Origin of the sequence: Microcoleus sp. B5-D4 (assembly GCF_036705145.1) — a bacterium.
Taxonomy (GTDB): domain Bacteria; phylum Cyanobacteriota; class Cyanobacteriia; order Cyanobacteriales; family Microcoleaceae; genus Microcoleus.
Map to the genome: position 1 here is coordinate 1 of NZ_JAUBTV010000012.1, position 21,306 is coordinate 21,306.

At 43.1% G+C, this 21,306-nt stretch carries 35 protein-coding genes; 14 read left to right on the forward strand and 21 right to left on the reverse strand.

The window, feature by feature from the left end; genetic code table 11:
- The 20 genes from QUB10_RS08030 to QUB10_RS08125 form a co-directional block, all read right to left on the reverse strand.
- Positions 1-204: hypothetical protein (locus QUB10_RS08030; protein ID WP_333201101.1), on the reverse strand; the 204-nt coding region annotated here is incomplete at its 3' end.
- A 26-nt stretch (positions 205-230) separates the two neighbouring features.
- Positions 231-848, reverse strand: coding sequence for a DUF1822 family protein (locus QUB10_RS08035; RefSeq protein WP_333201103.1), 618 nt, complete (start codon positions 846-848; stop codon positions 231-233).
- Positions 849-967: 119 nt separating this feature from the next.
- A complete protein-coding gene (locus tag QUB10_RS08040) occupies positions 968-1,318 on the reverse strand; it encodes a DUF3846 domain-containing protein (protein ID WP_333201105.1) in 351 nt (116 codons plus the stop codon).
- A gap of 46 nt (positions 1,319-1,364) precedes the next feature.
- The gene (locus QUB10_RS08045) at positions 1,365-1,745 is read right to left on the reverse strand and encodes a hypothetical protein (RefSeq protein WP_333176189.1); all 381 of its coding nucleotides are present in this window, start codon (positions 1,743-1,745) and stop codon (positions 1,365-1,367) included.
- A 60-nt stretch (positions 1,746-1,805) separates the two neighbouring features.
- Positions 1,806-2,090: a hypothetical protein gene (locus QUB10_RS08050; RefSeq protein ID WP_333176191.1), complete on the reverse strand. Its 285-nt coding sequence runs from the start codon at positions 2,088-2,090 to the stop codon at positions 1,806-1,808.
- A 176-nt stretch (positions 2,091-2,266) separates the two neighbouring features.
- Complete coding sequence (locus QUB10_RS08055) at positions 2,267-2,938, reverse strand: MT-A70 family methyltransferase (protein WP_333201107.1); 672 nt, start codon at positions 2,936-2,938, stop codon at positions 2,267-2,269.
- Positions 2,925-3,251: a hypothetical protein gene (locus tag QUB10_RS08060; RefSeq protein ID WP_333201109.1), complete on the reverse strand. Its 327-nt coding sequence runs from the start codon at positions 3,249-3,251 to the stop codon at positions 2,925-2,927. Before QUB10_RS08060 ends, QUB10_RS08055 begins: the two co-directional genes overlap by 14 nt.
- Before the next feature lie 8 nt (positions 3,252-3,259).
- Complete coding sequence (locus QUB10_RS08065; RefSeq protein ID WP_333176197.1) at positions 3,260-3,616, reverse strand: hypothetical protein; 357 nt, start codon at positions 3,614-3,616, stop codon at positions 3,260-3,262.
- Positions 3,617-3,621: 5 nt separating this feature from the next.
- Positions 3,622-3,813, reverse strand: coding sequence for a hypothetical protein (locus QUB10_RS08070; protein WP_333201111.1), 192 nt, complete (start codon positions 3,811-3,813; stop codon positions 3,622-3,624).
- A 212-nt stretch (positions 3,814-4,025) separates the two neighbouring features.
- Positions 4,026-4,442 (reverse strand): DUF1257 domain-containing protein, encoded by a 417-nt coding sequence (locus QUB10_RS08075; protein ID WP_333201112.1) that lies wholly within the window; start codon positions 4,440-4,442, stop codon positions 4,026-4,028.
- A gap of 138 nt (positions 4,443-4,580) precedes the next feature.
- Positions 4,581-4,790, reverse strand: a complete 210-nt coding sequence (locus QUB10_RS08080) for a DUF2997 domain-containing protein (RefSeq protein ID WP_333201115.1) — start codon at positions 4,788-4,790, stop codon at positions 4,581-4,583.
- A 16-nt stretch (positions 4,791-4,806) separates the two neighbouring features.
- Positions 4,807-5,148, reverse strand: coding sequence for a DUF6283 family protein (locus QUB10_RS08085; protein WP_333201117.1), 342 nt, complete (start codon positions 5,146-5,148; stop codon positions 4,807-4,809).
- A gap of 135 nt (positions 5,149-5,283) precedes the next feature.
- Positions 5,284-5,667 carry a hypothetical protein gene (locus QUB10_RS08090; RefSeq protein WP_333201119.1) on the reverse strand — a complete coding sequence of 128 codons (384 nt, stop codon included), beginning with the start codon at positions 5,665-5,667 and terminating at the stop codon, positions 5,284-5,286.
- An 88-nt stretch (positions 5,668-5,755) separates the two neighbouring features.
- On the reverse strand, positions 5,756-6,169 hold the full coding sequence (locus QUB10_RS08095; RefSeq protein WP_333201120.1) for a DUF6876 family protein: 414 nt from the start codon (positions 6,167-6,169) through the stop codon (positions 5,756-5,758).
- A 52-nt stretch (positions 6,170-6,221) separates the two neighbouring features.
- Entirely contained in the window at positions 6,222-6,521 is a 300-nt protein-coding gene (locus QUB10_RS08100) for a hypothetical protein (RefSeq protein WP_333201122.1), read from the reverse strand.
- A gap of 6 nt (positions 6,522-6,527) precedes the next feature.
- Positions 6,528-6,824, reverse strand: coding sequence for a hypothetical protein (locus QUB10_RS08105; RefSeq protein WP_333201124.1), 297 nt, complete (start codon positions 6,822-6,824; stop codon positions 6,528-6,530).
- Positions 6,825-6,872: 48 nt separating this feature from the next.
- Complete coding sequence (locus QUB10_RS08110; RefSeq protein WP_333173973.1) at positions 6,873-7,154, reverse strand: hypothetical protein; 282 nt, start codon at positions 7,152-7,154, stop codon at positions 6,873-6,875.
- A 134-nt stretch (positions 7,155-7,288) separates the two neighbouring features.
- Positions 7,289-8,860, reverse strand: a complete 1,572-nt coding sequence (locus QUB10_RS08115) for an AAA family ATPase (RefSeq protein ID WP_333201126.1) — start codon at positions 8,858-8,860, stop codon at positions 7,289-7,291.
- Positions 8,861-9,068: 208 nt separating this feature from the next.
- On the reverse strand, positions 9,069-10,322 hold the full coding sequence (locus QUB10_RS08120) for a hypothetical protein (RefSeq protein ID WP_333201128.1): 1,254 nt from the start codon (positions 10,320-10,322) through the stop codon (positions 9,069-9,071).
- Between the two features lie 105 nt (positions 10,323-10,427).
- Positions 10,428-10,943: a helix-turn-helix transcriptional regulator gene (locus QUB10_RS08125; RefSeq protein ID WP_333152945.1), complete on the reverse strand. Its 516-nt coding sequence runs from the start codon at positions 10,941-10,943 to the stop codon at positions 10,428-10,430.
- A gap of 440 nt (positions 10,944-11,383) precedes the next feature.
- Between QUB10_RS08125 and QUB10_RS08130 the strand changes: the two genes are divergently transcribed.
- From QUB10_RS08130 to QUB10_RS08145, 4 genes are read left to right on the forward strand one after another with little or no spacing between them, the layout of a single operon-like run.
- Positions 11,384-11,608 (forward strand): hypothetical protein, encoded by a 225-nt coding sequence (locus QUB10_RS08130; protein ID WP_333201130.1) that lies wholly within the window; start codon positions 11,384-11,386, stop codon positions 11,606-11,608.
- A gap of 16 nt (positions 11,609-11,624) precedes the next feature.
- Complete coding sequence (locus QUB10_RS08135) at positions 11,625-12,017, forward strand: hypothetical protein (RefSeq protein WP_333152941.1); 393 nt, start codon at positions 11,625-11,627, stop codon at positions 12,015-12,017.
- A complete protein-coding gene (locus QUB10_RS08140) occupies positions 12,014-15,610 on the forward strand; it encodes a virulence-associated E family protein (RefSeq protein WP_333201132.1) in 3,597 nt (1,198 codons plus the stop codon). The genes QUB10_RS08135 and QUB10_RS08140 overlap by 4 nt, the downstream gene beginning before the upstream one ends.
- Before the next feature lie 13 nt (positions 15,611-15,623).
- A complete protein-coding gene (locus tag QUB10_RS08145) occupies positions 15,624-15,851 on the forward strand; it encodes an NblA/ycf18 family protein (protein WP_333152937.1) in 228 nt (75 codons plus the stop codon).
- A gap of 595 nt (positions 15,852-16,446) precedes the next feature.
- On the opposite strand, the gene QUB10_RS08150 is transcribed toward QUB10_RS08145, so the two are convergent.
- Positions 16,447-16,653, reverse strand: a complete 207-nt coding sequence (locus QUB10_RS08150) for a hypothetical protein (protein ID WP_333152935.1) — start codon at positions 16,651-16,653, stop codon at positions 16,447-16,449.
- Between the two features lie 107 nt (positions 16,654-16,760).
- On the opposite strand from QUB10_RS08150, the gene QUB10_RS08155 reads away from it, so the two are divergent.
- The 10 genes from QUB10_RS08155 (at position 16,761) to QUB10_RS08200 (ending at position 21,296) form a co-directional block, all read left to right on the forward strand.
- A complete protein-coding gene (locus QUB10_RS08155; protein WP_333201134.1) occupies positions 16,761-17,054 on the forward strand; it encodes a hypothetical protein in 294 nt (97 codons plus the stop codon).
- Positions 17,055-17,128: 74 nt separating this feature from the next.
- Complete coding sequence (locus QUB10_RS08160) at positions 17,129-17,497, forward strand: hypothetical protein (protein WP_333201135.1); 369 nt, start codon at positions 17,129-17,131, stop codon at positions 17,495-17,497.
- A complete protein-coding gene (locus tag QUB10_RS08165) occupies positions 17,445-18,014 on the forward strand; it encodes a hypothetical protein (RefSeq protein WP_333201137.1) in 570 nt (189 codons plus the stop codon). The genes QUB10_RS08160 and QUB10_RS08165 overlap by 53 nt, the downstream gene beginning before the upstream one ends.
- A gap of 323 nt (positions 18,015-18,337) precedes the next feature.
- Entirely contained in the window at positions 18,338-18,730 is a 393-nt protein-coding gene (locus tag QUB10_RS08170) for a hypothetical protein (protein ID WP_333201139.1), read from the forward strand.
- Between the two features lie 49 nt (positions 18,731-18,779).
- Positions 18,780-19,115 (forward strand): hypothetical protein, encoded by a 336-nt coding sequence (locus tag QUB10_RS08175; protein WP_333201140.1) that lies wholly within the window; start codon positions 18,780-18,782, stop codon positions 19,113-19,115.
- 20 nt (positions 19,116-19,135) lie between these two features.
- A complete protein-coding gene (locus QUB10_RS08180; RefSeq protein WP_333201141.1) occupies positions 19,136-19,717 on the forward strand; it encodes a hypothetical protein in 582 nt (193 codons plus the stop codon).
- An 8-nt stretch (positions 19,718-19,725) separates the two neighbouring features.
- Positions 19,726-20,022, forward strand: coding sequence for a helix-turn-helix transcriptional regulator (locus tag QUB10_RS08185; protein ID WP_333201143.1), 297 nt, complete (start codon positions 19,726-19,728; stop codon positions 20,020-20,022).
- The gene (locus tag QUB10_RS08190) at positions 20,019-20,573 is read left to right on the forward strand and encodes a GIY-YIG nuclease family protein (RefSeq protein WP_333201145.1); all 555 of its coding nucleotides are present in this window, start codon (positions 20,019-20,021) and stop codon (positions 20,571-20,573) included. Before QUB10_RS08185 ends, QUB10_RS08190 begins: the two co-directional genes overlap by 4 nt.
- A gap of 8 nt (positions 20,574-20,581) precedes the next feature.
- Positions 20,582-20,974, forward strand: coding sequence for a hypothetical protein (locus QUB10_RS08195; RefSeq protein WP_333201146.1), 393 nt, complete (start codon positions 20,582-20,584; stop codon positions 20,972-20,974).
- Positions 20,955-21,296 (forward strand): hypothetical protein, encoded by a 342-nt coding sequence (locus tag QUB10_RS08200; RefSeq protein ID WP_333201148.1) that lies wholly within the window; start codon positions 20,955-20,957, stop codon positions 21,294-21,296. Before QUB10_RS08195 ends, QUB10_RS08200 begins: the two co-directional genes overlap by 20 nt.
- Positions 21,297-21,306: the final 10 nt, after the last annotated feature.

Here is a 21,306-nt window from a genome sequence, read left to right on the forward strand (position 1 = left end):
ATTACCAGAAACATTACCAGAAACATTACCAGAAACATTACCAGAAACATTACCAGAAACATTACCAGAAACATTACTTGTGACACAAAGAACTGATGCCACTTGTCCGTAGCTTGCGGGCGGGTAGCGCATCGCTACTTCCTCAAGTTGAGTTTTCATATTATTCAAGGGTGCTGTTTGGAGTAGCTGGAAAGCAGCCAGCATTTAACTACTTTCCCAATTGCAAAAAATTACACCGTTCCTAATTCAATGCGTTCCAAATAGTCCGATAAGTTATCAAACGGCTGAAGGTCGGCAACGAAAATTTCTACAGTATCGCCGTGGAGGTCGGCAGCCGGGAGAAAGCCCAAAAGTTTAACTCTATCCAATGGGTCAGGTAATTGGACAAAGATATAGGCAATGCGTAGCTCGCGGGCGCATAGCGCATCGTCTTGGACTTGGACAGAAATAGCTGTTTCTTCTTCACAAATTCGGCAGCATTCAATCTTTCCGATTCCTGGCAACATCAAATCAGCAACATCTAAAATTCCTTGAAGTACCTGATTCCCACTCTTATTTTTGTCTAAAATGGTTTCAAATTCCATCCATCCCAAGAGATGATTGACCGCCCAGACTGTTAGCGTATTGTAGAAAACTCGTTGACCTTTTTCCAAATCCGCTTGTTCTGAGGCATAAGCTAAAGCTAAATTGTAGGTTTTCTGATAGATCGTCCATTCAGTCAAATAATCTTCCATTATGTGTGCCTTCTCAACTAAGTCACACCATAAAAGCGAAGCATAGCGGGGCATTACTCCCGCTGTTGCTGCTGGGGGGAAGCGCGGAACGAATCGATCGACTATTAAACTCATCCGAAAAAAAGATTTAGCCGTAGCTTCGGTACAGATTGTTATCCATTTTCTTAGTTGTTCCTTTGATAGGTGCTCTATTTGCAATCACGCCCCAGAATGAGGGGCATGATTTGTTAGGGCTAACGTGAATTTACTTGATAAAGTTTGGTTTCTCGTTTCACCAATTCTACCTGCTGCTGAGTCAACAGACAGAAATCTTCAATTTGATTATCCATTGCCACAACAAGAACTTGTCCCTGAAGGATGACGCGCTGGGGAGTAAGCATAGTTGGCTGATGAGCCTTCCGCAAAAACTCTTCATCACACAGAATAGTGATCGATCGGTCAGAATAACACTGATAGACAGGCTCCAAGTAAGCTTGTTGCCCTGGAATTCCTACAAGTTTTTGAAGTTCTGGGAGTTTGGGAAGTTCGGTTGCTGCTACTTCTTCAATTCCTGTTGAGTTAATTAAAACGTAAAATCGTGTCATGCTGGCTCCTGTTAACGGTGGCAATTACAGAAAATCAATCAATATCTCACAGCGAAGCACTAAAATCGTGTTCTGGCTTGGGTGGTTTTTGGTGCAATCTGAGTTCTTTTTTCACCATTTTTACTTGTTCAAGATTTAGCAAGCACAAATCTAAGAGTGAGTTGTTAGTTCCAAGAATTAGTACCTGACCAAAAATCACGTCTCCCTTTTTAGTTACACAAGTCGGTTTCAGCGCTTTCGGTTCCACGTCATTATCACAAATTATGACAATCTTGGGGTCAGAGAAATTAGAAGAATCTAGCACCTCAAAAGTGGCTGGCTCTCCTTCGATGCCAACCAAATCTTGAATTTCTTCTGTTGTCAACATTTCGGGAGTGGTGTAGACATCTACCTCTTGTTCGTTCGTAACCAAAATGTAGTAAGGCATAAGAGAAAACTGGGAGCGACCCAGTAATTACGCTATTATTTGCTATTTGCTGGTGAATTCCTAGTTTACAGGGGCTGTTTCTGTAGCTCTACACAAATCTCTGGCTGCTTCAAGATGTAAAGGAGCAACATAGACTCTGAAAGCACCTTCTCTCCACAGCATTTTCTCATTATGAGGATGAAACTCTATCTGATGCGGAATGTCACTATTTTTCATGGCGGTGACGATCGACTCATGCTGATATGCGAAGAAGTCACTCACAATAATAAATCCGTTTTCAGCAATCTCTGGCAATTCATTAGATTCTGATTCTGTCGTTGTGCAGTCGTTATGAACGGTTGTCATGATGGTAAATATGAGAGAACAAATCAACATCTCAAAGCGAAGCACTAACGGAGAGACTTAACCCTAGTAATTCCATTGAAAAACTAGGGAAAGTATTCAATTGCTATTAGTCAAGTGAAAGACAGTCTTTGTTCACATCATTCCAATAGACCTTAAGAACAGAAACCTCAAAAGAATTAGGTTTTAGGCAAATTAGCTTCAGCACCCCAGGAATCCCAGTTCGAGCGCTGTTGCCTTGCAAATAACTCAATCCTCGACGGTTGCGACAATTGCCCCAATTCCTCACAATTCTCTAGTTTTTCTGCCAGTTGATTTGCGATCGTCCAAAACTCTTCCGGCTTCTGAGAATGCTTACCTCTCCGCGCTCTGATGATATTCGGGATGTTGGTCAGACCGTGGGTGCTAAAACTCCCTGGTTCGCCTTTGGTAGCTACCAAAAAGTGTTCAGTACAATTTCTGCCGTAGTGACCCATTCCGATGTGGGGTCTGCCATCCTTGGTTACTTTCTCCCATGTGAAGGTCGATCGATGCGTGAATCCCCAGTTTTCTAAGCACCGGAACCCTAGCGCTTGATGGTTATTTGTCACCCATAACAGCACGTAGGCGTGTTCGTGGGCGATGTCGTAAATCGGCATTTTGAGAATTTCTTCATCAGTCATTGATGGGTAGCTGCATCGTCCCCGGTGAGTTTTGTCAGCTTCTCTGAGAGAGAAAAGCCACGGAGGGTCCAGAACTATCAGTCGATAATCCTTTTGGGGAATTGGAGGAAGATCGGGAAGAAACTGAAGTGCGATCGATAGCTTCATTTGTCCTATCCGATCGTCTGCTTTGTACTTAATTTTTGCCATTGTCGGTATTGTCGGTATCCATAACTTTCAAACCTTGAACAATCAACGAAATTGCGTATTTAACCGCATCTGCTTGGTATAATCTCGAACGAGCCGCCAAATCGTCTATCATTCTGTAAGTTTCTGCTGGGCTATTGTTAGTCGCCTTTTCAAACAATATCGAGACTAAGGTTATCTCTGGGATACTTTCTAGAATTACCCCTAGCCAGATTTTCACAGCAAATTGTTCAGCAGAAAGTTTCTCTTTCTCCCCTTCTTTGAACAGTAGCTTAACTTGTCTCCGAACTATTTCAACAGCTTCATTTTGTGTCATGGGTACCTCTAATTTTGTTTTCCTTGAGCTTCGTTAACAGCCAATCCATCTTGCAATGTTTGAACTCCGTATCTAATTCCTTGGGAGTTCTTTTGATATACAGCAACAATGAACTGCTGTAGAAGAGCATAATTCTCTTCCCCACTAAGATTTGTCGCTTTCTGGATAAGTGTTGATGCAACCAGCATATAAACTGGTTCACCACCTGCACAATTTGCTAAAATCTTAATAGCAAATTGGTGAAGACTCCACTTTTCTCTGATTGCTTCATCAAAAATTAAACGAGCTGCATAATCCAGTGGATCAATTAGTGGCAATCCCGATACATTATTCCCTGAATTTTCTGAGTTTTTTGGTTTCTTCATTTGGTTTAGTAACCTGTTTTGCTGCAATCGTGAAGATTTTCGATGTTGTCAATTTCCTGAAGAATTTCTGGTGTAGAAATTGAAGCGAGCGGACAACCATTTGCTTCATTGTAGATGTATTTTGTGCATTTAATTCCGATCGAATTCGCTACTTTTCGATTGAATTGAAAATACATTCCCCGCCAAGTTAATATCATCGGAGGTTCTTCGATAACAACGCACTGTTTAGGTGGTTAATCAATGATGTTCAGGACAACAATGTGTTTCATCTGTGAATTATCGGATTTCGGCGTCTGTTTTTTGTTCAGTAGTTTGTTGAGTAGTTTGTTGGCACATTTCGGTTTCCTCTGAGTTTCAAGACTCAATACTCCAAAGCGAAGCATTATCAGCTTCACTTTGGCTTTAAGCATTAACACCACTTGCCAGCAACTATTACGACTTCACCATTTTCTTCAGTTTGAGACTCAATGTTGAACCCTTGAGCTTTGAGTGCTGCCAGAGTATTTTCCCGTGCGTACCAGGGTAAAAGTTGTTCCATAAATTTCTTTGCAGCATGGATGGAACCATCACGAGTTAAAAACTCATATTCGTCTGTCCCTTCTATCAACTTAAAGCCAAAGTCGTAACCACCCTGATAGCTTTGTTTGCGTCGAATAACAAACTCTGCTAGCTTACTGTTGCCAAAAGGGTCATGGATATGGGTGTTGGTTTCCAGATAAGCTCCAGCAAGAATTCCATTAAGACCCGATCGAATCATCTCCTCAAGAATTTCCTGTAGGACGATCGGATTCTTTATCTGGGTGCGGATTACACTGAGATGTGACATTTTCTAAGTCTCCTAAAAGTTTTGAAAGTGGACGAGAGAAATACCGGGCAGCAGCAAGAATTTTTGAAGTACATTTACCGCATTCGTAAGTTCTGCCGTTTACTAAGGGATTGACACAACCAGGAATTTTGCAGTTCATCAGCTATTTGTCCATAAGGTTGATTCCTCAGTTAATGTTTTAGTTAATGCGTCACTCAATGCTTCTGGAAGAAGTTCTTGCGATCGGACTTCCCCCATTGCCTTTTCCAGTTCCTGAGTAACAGCGGTGCAATTAGCCCCAGAAGCAATCACCTTTTCGGTAACAGTGCCATCTTTGTTGATGGTAAATTCGATTTTGTAATACTGCATGGTTGGGTAAATTGGATTAATCGGTTAAAGTTTCAGAAAAAGTTGCCCGTTGTGCGCCATCAATCTCAATGTCTTTTATCTGGTTCGATCGCATCAGTACCAATCGCAGAAGTAAATTATTATTCCGAAGTTGGTGATAAATCCAGCCGACACATTCAAGCAATTTCTCATCAGTGGAATAGTGACAGCCCATTGCGATTTTAGGACTTGTCAACTGTTCAAACACATCGTGATTTGGATTAGCGATCGTCTCCTTCAAAGCTTCATGATTTTCCCGATTATAGCCAGAAATTTTGCTCAAATTTCGGTCTACTTTCCAGGGACAGTTAGCGCATTGTTTGGTTTGTGCGAGTTGCATTGTTAGTATTTAATTGATTTGATGCGATCGAATTTATCTCTGACAATTTTGGGATATTTGTGAATATTAATCCCACAGTTCCGGCAAGTAAAATGTCTCAAATAGCCTAACTGACCAAGAAACATTAGTTGACCGCTACAGACTTTGCAGATCAAATTCGTCATTTTCCTTTTCCTCTTTCAGGGTGTTGTTGATATTTAAACCTTGATCAATCAAATCGAGTGCCCACTGTACGATCGAAGCATCTTTTTCATTAGTTCCTTTCGCTAGATATTGCAGAAATTGCAATAATTCATCTCCTAGAAAATTTGTGCTATGGTGAATCATGCGACAGGCAATTGCAGCATAAGGTTTGCTGTCTAACATTGTATTTATCCAAATTTCAGTTGCAAAGTCAAGAGTTTTGACCTGATTAGTAATTGCTTCAGCAAAAATTTTGTTAACTTCTGCCTGCAATTCTGCTAGTTTTTTATGCTTTTCTTCGAGTGTACTATCGGGGATTTGTTTGCTATCAGTCATTTGATTTGCTCCTAATATTGGTTGAGTGATGTAGTGCAAAAGTCTATCCTGTTCTCCAAAGTTGGAGAACAAGACAGCGTTTCAGAGCTTAATTTTCACTTGGCAACAGAAGGACTTTCTCTTGTAGAAAAAGCTTGATTTCTTTCAAGGGAAAATCACTAAAGGGTATCTGCTGAATTACGGCAGGTTGAGTTTCTTTGGTTGGTGTATCTTCCCAACAAGTCAAGACAGCAGCATTCTTTCCTTTGGGTTTGATAAATTCATGTTCTTTTCCGACATGAAGGAACCAAAGTTGAAACTCAGTTAAGCAGTGTTTTCTCCTGAGACGGGGCTGATGGGAGGCGATCGCATCAATCAACCAATAACATTGAGCATTATCAGCCAAATATTTGACTCCATCGGTGTACTGAATTCCAAGCCAATGTTTGTAATATTGCTCAGTTCCACCAAAGTGTTTCAAATTCTGTGACAGTGTTTCAGCATCCATCATTGCCTTTGCCATAATCTGATTCCAAATTCAAAAAATTATTCTCTTACAGCGAAGCATTACATCACTATTTTCTTACAATTTCTTGAAGTATTTCCAACTTACTAAGACTTACTATCTGACCCTCCACACACACAAATGGTGGAGGGTCATTAAGCAGTTCAGTTGCATAATTCCAGAGTTCTGTTCCTTCTTCTGGAGGCGTAAGCCAAGAACCATCCAAACACTTTCTAGTCCCCATGATTCTTTCTGCATCAGCAATAGTAGATGCAACTAATTTGGCATCGGCTCTCCAAACACAGACACATTTACCTTTGTAATTGGCGAACGCTGGCTCACTTGTTAAATCATTGATTAGGTCAGACATACTATTTCAATTCCCTTTATTTTCAAAGGCTTCAGCTAATTTGTCATCGATCGCAAAGGCAATAATTGCGATCGCACCCGCTATAGCTGCTTCGTTTCCTGCTTTAGAAGCTTCGAGAAAAGTGGGGATTTCATGTTTATTAGTAAATAGTTCGGTGGCTATTGCTAAAGCATTGGTGTTGCCAGTGACGGCGCTTGTCCAAACCATTGAGGCAAATGCCCAACTATTCATTACTTCTTTTTGACCTTCATCAGTATCAATGGTTTCCAAGCTTGATAAAGGATGAACAAAATGGGGTTCCATATTCTGCCTCAATTTATGTGACCAATTCCTCCACTTTAAACTCTCGCATTAAACTGTCCAAGTAGGACGTTTATCATTCTTGTCCCACTCTTCAAGAATTTTCCGAGTCCGTTCTAATGCTATTTCTTCAGATTGGAATTCTAGACAGAAATCAGGTGAGTAATAGCCTGCGTAATTTTGCAACCACAAAAGACCGTTAGTGCTTCCACATCTGCCATAACTCCACCATCCAATAGCACGTTTATTTCTCAGAATCAATTTTCTGAGAAGATATCCGTCTCTTCTAACATTAGGGTTAGCAAATACTTTGCCTAGTTCAATTTCTTCCATCTGATTTTTGAGAGTAAATGACTTGTTTCATAAATCAGAATCAAAAAGCGAAGCATTTAACCTTTCGGCTAGGCGGTTCCTGCCCTTCGACCCTTCGGCTACGCTCAGGGCGACGCTTCGCTTTTTAATAACAATTAATTTTCGTCAACCTCAAGAGGGGAGAGATGAGAGTAGAAAGTCGCAGGTGTTTCAGTCCGATCGGCAATGCTGGCGGATTTAGCACCCGATCGAATGGCCCAAGTTTTCAAATCATCAATTTGCGCCTCGGCTATTTGTGCCAGAGGGACGCAGCCGGCAATCGAAACGAGTAAGTCTCGCTGGGTGAACTCAACCCCGACGCTGAAACTACTTTGCATCGCGTCGTAGACCACTTGCTCAATCTCCGCACCAGAGAAACTTTTTGATTGCTGTGCCAGTAACTTCAAATCGAAATCCCCTGACTTGACTCGCTCGGGCCGGACGCGGGTGAGGTGAACTTGAAAAATTGCCTCCCGCTCTGTGAGGTTCGGCAGGTCAACCCAGAAAATTTCATCAATCCGCCCCTTACGAATTAGCTCGGCGGGTAAGACTTCCGCTCTGTTCGCGGTCATCACCACGAACACTGGCGCGGTCTTTTCTTGCATCCAAGTAAGTATCGTTCCAAATACTCGCTGGGAAGTGCCGGAATCACCATCCATGCCAGACGTGATGTTGGCGAACGCTTTGTCTATTTCGTCCAAGAATAATATACATGGTGCGATCGCCTCGACAAGCTTAATTACCTGTCGGATGCGGTTCTCACTTTCACCGACCATGCTGCCGAACACGCGACCGACATCGAGGCGCAGCAGGGGGAGTTTCCATTCAGTAGCGATCGTTTTGGCTAAGAGACTTTTGCCTGTACCTTGAATGCCAGCGAGTAAGACACCTTTTGGGTTTGGCAACCCATATTCGCGGGCTTGGTCAGTGAAAGAGCGCGATCGAGATTTGACCCATTGTTTGAGAATTTCGAGTCCGCCAACAACCTCCAACCCAGATTCAAGCGGGATAAATTCTAGGATTCCCGTCTCTCGGATGGTTTGGCGTTTTTCCTCAATGACCGCAGCGAGAGCCCGAATATCAACTTTCCCAAGAACCAAACACTTGGCAAGGACACGAGAGATTCGGCACCGAGTCAGCCCCTGGCAAGCCTTTGTTAGCTGTTGCCGTTGCTCGGCATTTAGTTTGAGCTCTGTTGGTGGAACCAATCGAGTAAGCAAGTGTGATATCTCCTCGATGCCTGGTAAAGAGATATCAACCACCGTCGTTTCTTGAGACAGTTCTTGAGGAATTCGGAGTTGGTCGGAGAGAATGACGAGACAGCGACGATCGCGGGCAATTTGAAATGCCAGGTTTTTCAGTTCGCGGACGATCGCTAGTTGGTTCATTGCTATCTGTCCGTTTGCACCGGGGGCAATGAGCGTTCCCAAATCCTTCATGACAAAGACAGTGACTTGCTCCATTGCTGGCGCTTTACTGATGCGCTCCAGTGCTTGCATCGGGTTTCCCTTGGCTGTGCTATTATCTGTCCAGCCACGGGCAAAGTCCCAGAAAAAGATTTGCCCTTCAACGGCTTTGACTACTTCACACAAGATTTCTTCTGCTGGTTCTTCCTCCGGGCTCACTACCCACAGCAAAGGAAATCGCGCCATCAACATTAGCTGAATTTCTTTTTTTTGGTCTATCATGTTTTAATCCAATCGAGCTTTTGAGTCACCAATTTTGCTACAAGTCTTGAGCTACCCACCCAAGACTTATTAGCTCCCTATCCATACCCGTTCTTTCTTCTGGCTCAGAAACAGAAACAGCAACTGCTACTGAGCTTTTGTTTCTGTTTCTGTTTCTGTTTCTGTTTCTGTTTCTGTTTCTGTTTCTGTAAGTCATTTAGGCGGTTGGTCATTTAGCCAGAGCAACTTTTTGCCTTTTGTTTGTGGAAACTGGTTCAAAGGGCTTACCTGGAGGTGCCACAGATTCAGAGTTAACAGAGCCAGAGCCAGAGCCAGAGCCAGAGTCTGAAACCGTTTCTGGGAGTAATTCTGGGAGTAATTCAGCTTGAGATTCAGGGTATGCAGGGTAAGATTCAGATTGAGCGACTTGAGTTTCAGCGAGACGCGCTTTCAAATCTTCAATTTCTTTAAGAGCATCCGACAAATCAGCATGGAGTGTTTCGTTTTCCACCATGAGCTGAGCATCAGTAACTGGGTCATCAGAATCATCTAACACTCGATCGACTTGTAAAGCCCCACTAACTTTTTGTTGACTTTGCAGGTTAGTGATTGTTGTCGAAGCCTCTTTAAGTTGAGTTCTCACTTGTTCTAGTTGAGATTCAAGGACTTGTTTCTCACCCATTTGTGCTTGGAGAGTTTGGATTTGAGCATGAAGGCTAGAAACTTCACGTTCCCGTGCTTCGATTTGACCGTTGAGTTTAGAGATTTCAGAGATTCGATCGCGGGCTGCTGTTTCAAATTCGGCGACTTCCAGTAAACGTTGTTCGGAAACTGTAAGTTTTGCTTGTAATTCGCTGCGATCGGCTTGTAGGGAATCCAAGCGATGACGAAATTCTTCAGAATCTGCCAATTGTTGCTTGTTCAGATTTATGTACGCTTCTTTGAGTTCGTTTCGTTGGCGTTCGTACTCCCCTTTGTAAAAATTCAACTCGTACTGATTTTGAGGATAATCCTTGAGTTGTTGCCGAAGAATTTCGTTCTCCTGAGCCAGAGACTTCATTCGATCGCCACTGACCGAAGTATCAGCTTTTTGAAAGGCGAGGCGGTAGGTTGCGATCGCCATTTGCTTAGAAACTGCTAGAAATTCTTCAGGAACTTCTGATTCATCAAGCAATCCGTCGTCTGCTGCCTCTAGCAATGCACTTGCTAAATCTTTTTCAGATTTTCCTTGCTTGAGGAGTGCCAGATTATCTGATCGCCATTCCTTGACCAGTTTGCATACTGCGTCCGTACTGCCTCCGTAACCGTAGATTTCTTTGAGGGCTGCATTTACAGATCGCACTGCCACCCCTACCCGATTTTTTTGAAGGGCAGCACAGGCAAAATCCACCATTCCCCGGCTAATCCCTGTGTACTGAGTCGCGCGATCAAACTCAAATCCAGTTAAATCAAGGCTTGTAAACGTTGTCGGTAATTTTGCCATTACTAATCATTGGTAAATAGTGCTAGTAAGCTACTTACCAGTATACGCCATTTACCAATAGTGGTAAATACATTTATTAAAAAGTCATAACATAAATAGAAGGATTCAGGAGGCAATCCGCTCGGCAATAACCTGGAGGACAACAGCAAGCTCCTCCTTTGAGATAGTACGAACTTGCTGTACCAGTTGTTCCAATTGGCTGGGTTTCTGCTTCCCAGCAAGGACTAGCTTGAATTGTTCAAGAGTTTCCCCTCTGAACTTGGCGACACGTTTAAGATTTTCTAGATCGGGAACTCCTTCAAGATTTTCCCAAGCTTTGATGGTGGGATGAGTCACGCCAAGTAAGCGGCCAAATGCTCGATATGGTCGATTTGCCCGCATTTCATAGATCAGCTCAGCAAATTTTTTCTTGGTCTGATCATCCATCACATATCGCTGAGGTTGCCTCTGTCTGCGGTTTCCAGAGTTTTTAGAATCATTTTGGCTAGGATTATTCTCATGGCTCTGAGAATTGGTCTGGCTGCCAGGGGGAAGAGATGGCACCTGGAGGGAAGATTCAGTTTCCACATCTGGATAGTCGTCGAACAAAAAACGAAAATTGATATGGGAAGGGGTATCCATTTGGTTAATAAGGTAGTATTGTGGTAAAAACGCCTGGTAATATTGTCACCAGCATCCTTCGCAGGTAAAAGGCACAGATACAAGGCACAGAGCACAGGGAAAGGTAAACAAACTCAAGCTAGTAATAGCTTAAGCCATAGCAGACATTGAGTTAATCACATTCTGAGTGGTTCGGAACTACCTTAGTTTGCTTTGAACTGTTCTGGATTCTCAATCACCATACCCTTAAATGCTTTGCGGTCTTAGCCTGTCCTGACATTGAAACAGGTACTAAGGCCACCTTACTTTAGCGTAACAACTTCACCATACATTAGCAAAGCTCCATGATTTTTCTTTGAGCTTGCCAGATTTTGCTTGCAATGCACGGGCCACCATAACACGCAGTCAGGAATTTTTCAGCGTGGACGGCTAAATCTTTTACTCACTATTTCTTTTATATGATGACAGAATCACTAAGCTCAACAGTGCTAACTGTGTTAGCAGATACTAACAATTTGCCAGAGAAACCAGGGAAAACCAAGCGTACCTTATCTCTTTCAAAAGAACTAGACCACAAAGTTCGTGTTTTCGCAGCGCACAAAAGAATTAGTGTGGGCTCTTTAGTGGAAGCAGCTTTAATTCTTTATTTTTCTCAGAATCTCTCTCAACAAAATACTGAAATGTAATAGCTCAGAGGTTCTGATGACCATAAACGGATGGTGCCGTACCAACTATCACAAAGATGGTAAACGTCGTTTTGCGAAGTTAACGGACGGCTTATGCTGTGAATGTCTAGCCGATGGCGCGTTCGCGCCCCGCAAGCTACGACTTGATAAAGCAATTACTGAACCAGTCGCTGAACCAGCCCCTGAACCAGTCGCTGAACCTAAACAATCACAGCAACGAAAGAAGGAAACCGCCGATCGCAGAAAAGTTACTTGTCTCGAACAGAAAATTACTGATTTGGAGGTAGAACGCGACACTCTAAATTCAGAAATTGACCGTCTGCGATTGAAATTGCAGACATTTATCAACTCCTTAAACCAATCAGAAGTTGAACAATCAGGAATTAAATCAGGAGTAGCAAAGACGTGAGTAATAAAATCGTGATCGATCGTGAATTAGCTGAAAAACATCTCAATTACCTGGGATATGCACCGGGTGAAGCCTACTTGAGATTTTTCTTTTATTCCACAGACGATCGTAAGAAAAAAGATAAAGGGCGCAAACTCTCTGGCTTAGACTGGCAACAAATCGAACAATATCAAACAGATGGGCGTGGTGTCTACGTCGTGGTCAATGGCGCTGGCGGTACTGGTCACACCGATGCTGACATCCACCAATGCTGCGCTATTTTCTGTGAATGGGATGATATTCCTCTGGGTGAACAATTTGAAAAATGGAGCGCTGTAGGTTTTGTAGAGCCGACATTCACCATATTTAGCGGTGACAAGTCGATGCAGCCGTATTGGTTGTTCGATGAGCCTGTTACACCGGAACAGTGGCGAGAACTGCAAGTGATTCTCATCGAGATAATGGAAGCTGATGACAGTAATAAAAATCCCAGTAGGGTGTTTCGCCTAGCAGGGGGTTGGCACATGAAACCCGGTCGTGAACCAATCAAATCAGAAATTGTCAGTGAATCAGGTATTCGATATAATTACAATGATTTGCGGGAACATCTTAGGAGATTACTCAGGGAACTTGAGCAAAGAAGAAAGGAGGAAAAGGAGCGGAATCAGCAAGATTTACTCGACTTATTAGTCAATTCTACTAGACCGATAAGTATTGAAAATACCGCTAACGGTACAGGAAGTGGCGGTACATCAACAGCAACACTTATAAAGCCGACAGAAACTCTACCCGCGCCAGGAACCACCAAGATAAAATTCAAAGATATTAAGGTTCCGGTGCCGATCGCCATACCCTTGGATTCCGCCTTGGGGAAGGCTAAGGTTTATTTGAATGGAGTCGAAACTCAAAGAAATACATCAATGGCAATGCTCGCCAGAGATTTACTTGGAGTTCAGACAGAATTCAACCGCCTCGGACAACTTACAGATGATGATGCTTATACATTGTTTCTGGATGCTTGTCGCCGTTGTTCACCCGGTGGCGGATGGGATGAGGATGAGTGGCAACAGGTCTGGGATTCGGCTGTCAAATCCAACCCTATATCCTCCATCAAACACTATATTCCTGATGGAGTCGAAAGCTGCATCAAAGGTGCATACTGGCGCTTTCTCAAAGCTCAACGACCCTTTGATTTAGATTGCTCACCTGATTCTAATTCTGTTCCTGATTCTGTTCCTGATTCTGTTCCTGATTCTGTTCCTGATTCTGTTCCTGATTCTGATTCTGTTCCTGAGTTAGAAAATCAAAAGTCATCGGGTTTCAATATTTTCAATTCTGATGACAAGATGATTCAAGATTACCAAAAGTTGAACAGACATTTTGGGAAGCGGATTAGGCTAAACACACTTAGCAAGAGAATCGAAATAGATGGGAAACCTGTATCTCTCGATCGAGTCCGTCTTCAACTCGCAATCAGACACGGAGTATTAGTCAGATCGAGTAGAGAAGATGTCCAAGATATACTCACAGAAATAGCCGTGGATAATCAATATTCACCCATTCAAGAGTATCTGAGTTCTCTACCCGTGGCTTCAGATACTTCAATTTTAGATACTTTGGTTCAGAAATATTTTGGTGTTGAAGGTGAACTTTATGCAAAATTCATCAGAAAGACTTTAATCGGTGCGGTAAAGCGTGCCTTTGAACCAGGGTGCAAAATGGACACAGTTTTGATTTTACAAGGCCCTCAAGGTTTCCGAAAATCCACATTTTTCAAAATCTTGGCAGGCAAGCAATACTTCGACGATTCACTCGGTGCCGTTTCAGATAAAGATGAACGGCTCAAATTACACCGTTCCTGGATTGTTGAATGGGCGGAATTAGAGTCAATTTTCAGACGGCGGGATGTCAGCGCGACAAAAGCTTTCCTGTCTACTGAGACGGACGCAATTCGACCGCCGTATTGTCGAGATACCGAAGATTTCAATCGACCCAGCATCATCGTGGCAACCACAAACAAACAAGAATTCTTGGCAGATGAAACAGGCAACCGCCGATTTTGGGTAATTCCGGTCAAGCATCGGATCGACACCAAATTGCTTAAAAAGGAGCGAGATACGATTTGGGCTGCTGTGATGCTGGCCTATCGCTCTGGTGAAGAACCCTATCTGGATTTTGGAAATGATGAAGAAAAAGCCGAACTCTTAACTGAGGATTTCCAAACGTCTGACCCCTGGGAAGATTTCATCCTCAATTACATCGAACACCGGGACTATGTTCGAGTGAGTGATCTCCTCAATCATCTCCAAATTGATTTAAGTCGGCAAGAGCGATCGCACCAGATGCGCTGTTCGGGGATTCTCAAGAAAATGGGGTGGGAACGAGAATTCCGAATCATCAGCTCTAAACGGGTTCGAGTCTGGGCAAAAATCGAACAGCCTGAACTCGCTGATCAACCTCAAATTTTGAAAACTGCCTCAGAAACTGAGGTCGATCGCGAGGTTGATCTCCTTACTGGCTCTGGCTTTGATCAACCTGATCAACCTGATCATCCTATTTCTCAAACTTTACTAATTCCAGAACAGAGTCCTGATTCCGGCCCTGACCAAACCTCCGATTCACCCCCTGATTCACCTCCCGACCCAACCTCCGACCCAACCTCCGACTTAACTCCTGATTCAGTCGGTGATTCAGCGGGTGATTATGGAGAGAATGTGATGGCCCAATCATGTGAACCGATGGCAAATTTGGCAAGCAAGGACGCGACGGCAGCACCAGATTTAGGAAGTTTGGGTGAAAAGGTTGATCAGGTTGATCGGGTCGATCGAAACTTTACAGAGCAAGGCTTTGATGCTGATCGACCTATCCAAAATGAGGTTGATCTTCCAAAAAATGAGGTTGATCAGCAAACTCAGCAACAAGTAGATGAGGCAGAACTACTCGAATATATTCGGACGGTACTCGAAGCCGGCGACCCGACATTAGCCAGAAATATCCAGGGAATTCTGAAGGAAGTCTGCGGAACTGGTGCAGCCGATCGCCAAAAGGTCTGGAACGCGCTGAACGAAGCCGAAAAAGCCACCTTTACTGCCTTACTCAAACTTCCTGATTCTGATTCTGACTCTGATTCTGACTTTGACTCTGGCTCTGAAACTGCTGAAAACCTACCTGAACCTACATCTGAAGCTACATCTGAACTTGTAGAAGAATCCATATCGGCCACGCCAGGGGAAACTATAAGTGAAGCGATACCAGCATCAAATTCTGGAATTTCTGCGCCCACACCAACCACACATGAACCCGTAAGTGAAGGAGTAACAGAGCAATTAATTAGTGAAGAAGATGCCGAAAAACTGCGAGATATAGCATTGATTTGGTGGAATGAATACCATCCCGAACGGATGCAGGCTCTGCTAACACAAATGTACGGTTGGCAGACACCAGGGACTAAGTATGACGTGGCTGTGATAATTCAGTGGCTGGAGGGGGAAAGTGCGGAGACTCGCGATCGAATCAATCAATTGATAACTCTCAAAAATAACAATTCCTCAACCGATTCTCTATCAACGGATTCTCTAACAGACAAGGAAAAAGACCAGGAAACAGACGATTAAAACAGTAGAGATTATGACCAATGAAAGAACAGGGGAAGATGAAAATCAATCGAATAAGCTTTCAACTGAACTTACGGTTGAACAGCAATTTAAACTCAAAGTTTATTCGGATGAGACTCAATCACTTTCTGCTGAAGAAGCGCAGATATTGCTCATAGAAATGGTTCGGAGAAACATGATTAAAGACAATGTTATTAAACATTTAATCAATCATCATGACGGCGAACTTCACCATTTTTAAGTTGGTGGTTAAGAGTTTCAAGAGAGATTCTGACACGACTATAGCGACAAAATTTTGTCCTAGCAATACTGCGGGTCAATGTTTAGATGAGTAAAAGTGGAATAGGAATTTCAGAAATTTTTGCAGTCGATCGTACCTCCTCCAGCGCTCGTAAAAATTGGCTCATCTTTATGCTCAGCTTGCCACTTTTCATGTCGTCGATCAAACAGTAATTTTTGTTCCGCCCGACAGATTGGAACCCCCAGTTTTTTTCAAACCCACTTAAACGTTCGCCCAGCCAAATGCGCCATTTCAGGGCCGCCATTTCAGGGCCGCCATTTCAGGGCTGCTGCTTCCCTCGCCACCAGTCCCCTAAACTTCTCTGCAACTTTCTCAGAAACAGAGAAACACGCTTTGTTTCCGAAAAACAGAGAAACGTGTTTCTGTAACTCACGATAAATAGACTAGAAGGCTCGACAAATGGGTGAAAGAGGTCAGAAACAGAAAAGGATTCTTGTTTCTGGGGCTTGTACTACGACCCCAAAGTAGTTTTGATTTAGTTGTAATCCAGACGGGATATAGACTTTTAGCATTTTCAATAGCTGAATATATCAATTTAATCAGTTTTGTGAGAATTCTCAGAATTTTGAGATTCTTCAGATTGGGCAGCTTCCTGCTGATCAAGCCATTCGATCAGAGCCATGCGGACGATCGATGCCAGTGACTGATTCGGTTCGATCGCCTGAGCTTTTAAGCGCTCCCGCAATCCGCCCACATCAAATGTCACTGATATGCGATCGCGACTATCCCTACTTTTTGCCATGAAATTCCATAAAATCCCATAAAATCCTTTGACTACTGAAATCAGGATAATGGAAAACTTAGAAACTTTCTAAGTTTTTCTTGACGTAACACTAATTTAGTGTTACAGTGCAAAAACGCCTGGTAAACGTGCGTCAACACGTTCACCAGACTTTCCACCAATGCCACGAGACGGCACTAGGAGACAGCATTATGTTACTACAGCAACAGCATCTAGTTGTGGTTGAACGTTCGTTCAACCCCAACTGCATTGTCAGAGGTTTCGGCAAGACACCTCAAGAAGCAGCTCGTAAAGTGTTTGACCGAGCACGGGAATATGGCTACTGGGACGCAACGAAAACTTACCCCAAAGCTAAAAACCCGCTCGCCAGCAGTCCCAAAAGGAAGCGGACGGGACGATAGATAGTTTTTTTTCTCTGACTGCGAGCTACTTGAAAGACAGCCCCAGCTATCCCTAAAGTAGCTTATACAAAGACATGAAACGCCGAAAGACAATAACAGCGCAAGTTACGGAAGAATCGGGTAGGCGCAATTTCTGGACGCGATCGGAGTTAAGGGCAGAACTGGGCAAGATTTCCAACAAAACGAATAAGCCAATGGCAGAAGCAACTTTTAAACGAAGATTGGCACTGCTTGAGGAAGAATGCCCAGAAATTGATCGATCGCTATATAGTCGCAAATTCTCGGATTTCTCAAAATGGTGTCTGGTTCAGCTAGAGGAAATCTTCTTGATTTGCGATCGAGATATCGACAAAACCCGCAATTACTTACAAAACATAGGAATCAACACAGATGAGTATTTCAAGAATCGAACTCAAAGCTCAACTGGGTCTGGGCAAAGTTAGCGACATCACCAATGTCCGTAAAGCTCTGGGTCAGAGAGATTGGCAAAACTCTCAGGTTGTAGACGCTGATATTCTCGAAGTGACTGAATACTACCGACTGGTACGAGAACAAATGATGCCCCCAGCAGATGCACTGTTACAAATAGCTGGCAAACGGACAGGCACCGCAGCGGAAGCTCAAAATGATGATATTGACGAGACTGCGGTTGATCATAGCGAACACCGCGACGGTCAAGAAGAAACCAATGGAATGGTACTTGCTATTCGATCGCTCACTCAAGAAGCTAGCTTAGCAATGACTGATGTTGCTGAGGCAGCATCCGAACAAATAGTTGATACTTTTTGCATTGCACTGGGCGCAAATGTAGTGGACAAACTTCAAAATAGAGCAAATAAAGTTCGAGCGAATTTTGGTTCAATCACTCAATCTATTCGATCGACTCCTTTAGATTTACGTGGCGGGAGTTTACCGGGAAAAAAACAGGAAGCGAAACAGATTACTGGACTTTGGGGCTAATCGAATCTTGTAGAGAACTAGCTGAAGCTTATAGCGAATCGCTATGCGATGGCTACGCCTCACGCCTAGTTCTGGAGCATCAAGCTAGGCAAGCTCACAGAGAAAAACTATTGGCTGCTTTAGTTATCTATGCGAGCTTGCGTTCCCCTTCCCCTTCCTGTAGCTGTTCCTGTAGCTGTTCCTGTAGCTGTACCAAGAAATCTACACCTAAATCTAGACAAGAGGAAAGAGCAATGATTCAGTGGTTAATTTCGATTTTTACCGCTCCCGTCACTCCATATCCGATTAGTTCAGCTTCAGTATTTATGACAGGAGTGTGCTAAATGCTAATTCCCATTACTTCTGACCAAGTTTACGATTGGCATCCCAACCAGAAAGTTTATGTCTACAGCGCTGAGAAAAAATGCTTGGAACTGTGCCGAGTGATTGACTTAGATTTATCTCCATTAGGCGATGCGCTACGCGCCTCGCCCGTGCTACGCACCCAACTGATTGAACCCGTTGACGACAATCTTCAGCTTTGCCAACCACAAGAGAGAGAATTACCCCCCAATTGCGTCGGAGGTAGGCATTGCCCCTACCCAGAAACCTGTTATCGGTTCGAGACTGAGCAGCAAGATTATGAATGCACTTTCCCAACTGCTGAAGAAACTGAACAATTTAGAAAGTGGACAGAAGAACTAAAAAATCTAAAGTCTGATTTGTCTGATTTGTAATTTAAGTTTGTGTAATCGATCGACATTTAGGTAATATTCAAGAAGATTCATGAAAAAACAAAGAAATGATAATACGGCTAGTTTCCATAATGACAACCAATCTTCTGATAGTATTGATTCTTCAGACGAAAGAATTGGTTCAGTAGATTCTACAGGAGAGTCTGAACAATCCAATGAACAAGGCTCAATGATACTAGGTTCTCTAGTCTGTGGAGCTGTACCTGCACTAATCGTAGGATTTGGAGCATTATGCTACCACACAGGATATCAACAGGGTGGCAAAGAAGCACGTCCAACGATTGTCCACGGCAACCAATATAATTCCAAAACCTACCACATCTCCCCTTCGATTGGCAGCAACAACAGCAATAACAGCCATAAGTGAGCCAGGAAATGAAACAAACTATGTCTAGTTCATCATTACCCGACCCAGCAACAATGAGTTATGAGGAAAGTATTGCTGAAAGTATCAATAATCTAGCAGCCAAGGAGAATTTGAGACGATCGCTAGAAACTGAAAAAAAGCTGTCAGTCAGACTGAAAATCACCGAGCAACTTCTGGCACTAAGTGAACGCAATGAAAGTCTGTCACAGCAAATTACCGCTCAACTCCTTGCTGAACGTCATACAATGCTCAGGCCTCAATCTATCGGTCATACCAATTTTGACCCCGATTTGAACCTAGATTTAGACGAGCTTCCTCCACTGCCAGAGCCACTGCCAAAGACCAAAAGAAAAGTCAGGGTTCCTAAAATTAAGCTCAAAAAAGTAACAGACATGACGCTTGAACAAATTCAAGCAGAACTCACCGAAAGCAGAGCAAAAATGGCAGTTCTCGACGTTCAACTAACATCCTCTGATTTTGATACTCGGTTCAATGCTCAAATGGACATTCGGAGTTTGAACCCGCGAATGAAAAAGCTTTCGGGTCAAGAAATTGCATTGTTGCAGCATGAAATAGCTTGCCTGAAAAAAACCCTCAGATAGGACTTAATATGAGTCAAACACTCGTAAACCGCATCTGTGAAGCTCGTAAACTGGCGGGGCTGTCTCCGGCTCAGGTAGCGAGAATGCTAAATGTTTCGATCAATCGAATACAGGCAATAGAAGCAGATACCGTTTCTGTTTCTGCCCAAGAAATCGAACAATTTGCAGAAATCTTTGAGGTTAGCGTTTCATGGCTGATGGGCGAACAGTTAGCAAAAGTTGAGATTGGCAAAGTCCATAATTTAACACCAGAAGACGCTAACAAACTTCAAACAATACTTGCCTCCATCCGAGGGAAACAATGATGCTCAGACAGCTTTTACAGCGAAATATACGGCAAATTTCATCAAACCTGGCAGCAAAACTAACACCCAAACCCCGTTTGAAAATCTCCCCTGCTCAGATGGAGGTGAAGAAAAAACAACAGAGCCATTACGGGCCCGGCTTTGTCTACGCATTCCACGATCGTCAAGCACTCAGAGAAGATAAACGATCGATACACATTCAAGGTACGACATTCTGTAAAATTGGCTTGAGCCGGACACCGAGAACACGCAGATATTTTCTCTCACGGGAATATGAGAGTGAGTTGGAAATCAAGGCGATCGCATTCACGATGAACATGAAGGTGACGGAGGATTTGCTGCACTATATCTTCTCGGCTCACAACGAATTGCGTAAGACAAGAAACTCGGAGGGCAAAAACTTGGATGGGTATACCGAATGGTTTCGGGTCACTCCCCTGAGACTGAAGATGATTCAAATCATGGTATACACTATGGCGGTACTCGTCAATCTGGCTTATTTTGTTTTCGCAGTTTCAGCTTCTATGTACTTGTTCAATTTCTTATTTTAGGTAAGTCAATGTTATTTTTCAAAAAGTGGCAGCAACAGTTAGCTAAGAAACTTCACCGGGAAAATAGACTAATCAAAGTTTCACGAACTTTGACTAACAAAGTTTTCCAAAACTTCGATGGTGATGAAGAAAGTTTGTTACCAGGATTCTATTACTACGCAGGATTGCAAATCCAACTAGAGTTTTTCTCTTCCTATTCCTTATTCCTGGGGGGAAATCTCGAACTGTGGAGATGGAATGTCTACGACGGTTTTGGACAAGGGATGCTGAATGATGGTGTGGGCGATACCAAAGATGAAGCTGCTGCTTTAGCTCAAACCTGGGCAGTGGATTTTCTAGAAGGTCGAGAATTCTACATGAGTAATCATCGGAAAAACCCCAATGAATCAATACGAATTTGACGAAATTGCACAATCTGAAACTTCAGACATTCCAAAATCTTTGAATGGTGAACCTTTAGAATTAGGAGATTTTGTCTGTCCCCGTTACATGGCAACCACTGCCAAACAAGCGATCGATCGAGGCTTTGTTTATCAAATCACCGAAATAAATCAGCCAGGGACAATACTTACTGTTCAACGAGTTTCTGACCCCAGAACCCGGATTAGCGCCTCAACCGATTTCTTCATCAGTCTCCAAGAACAAGAGGATGATGCTGATAACGAGACTGAATCTGCATGCAATGAATTGATAATTACGACTCTTCTAATCCCACTGATTTAGATTAACAAAA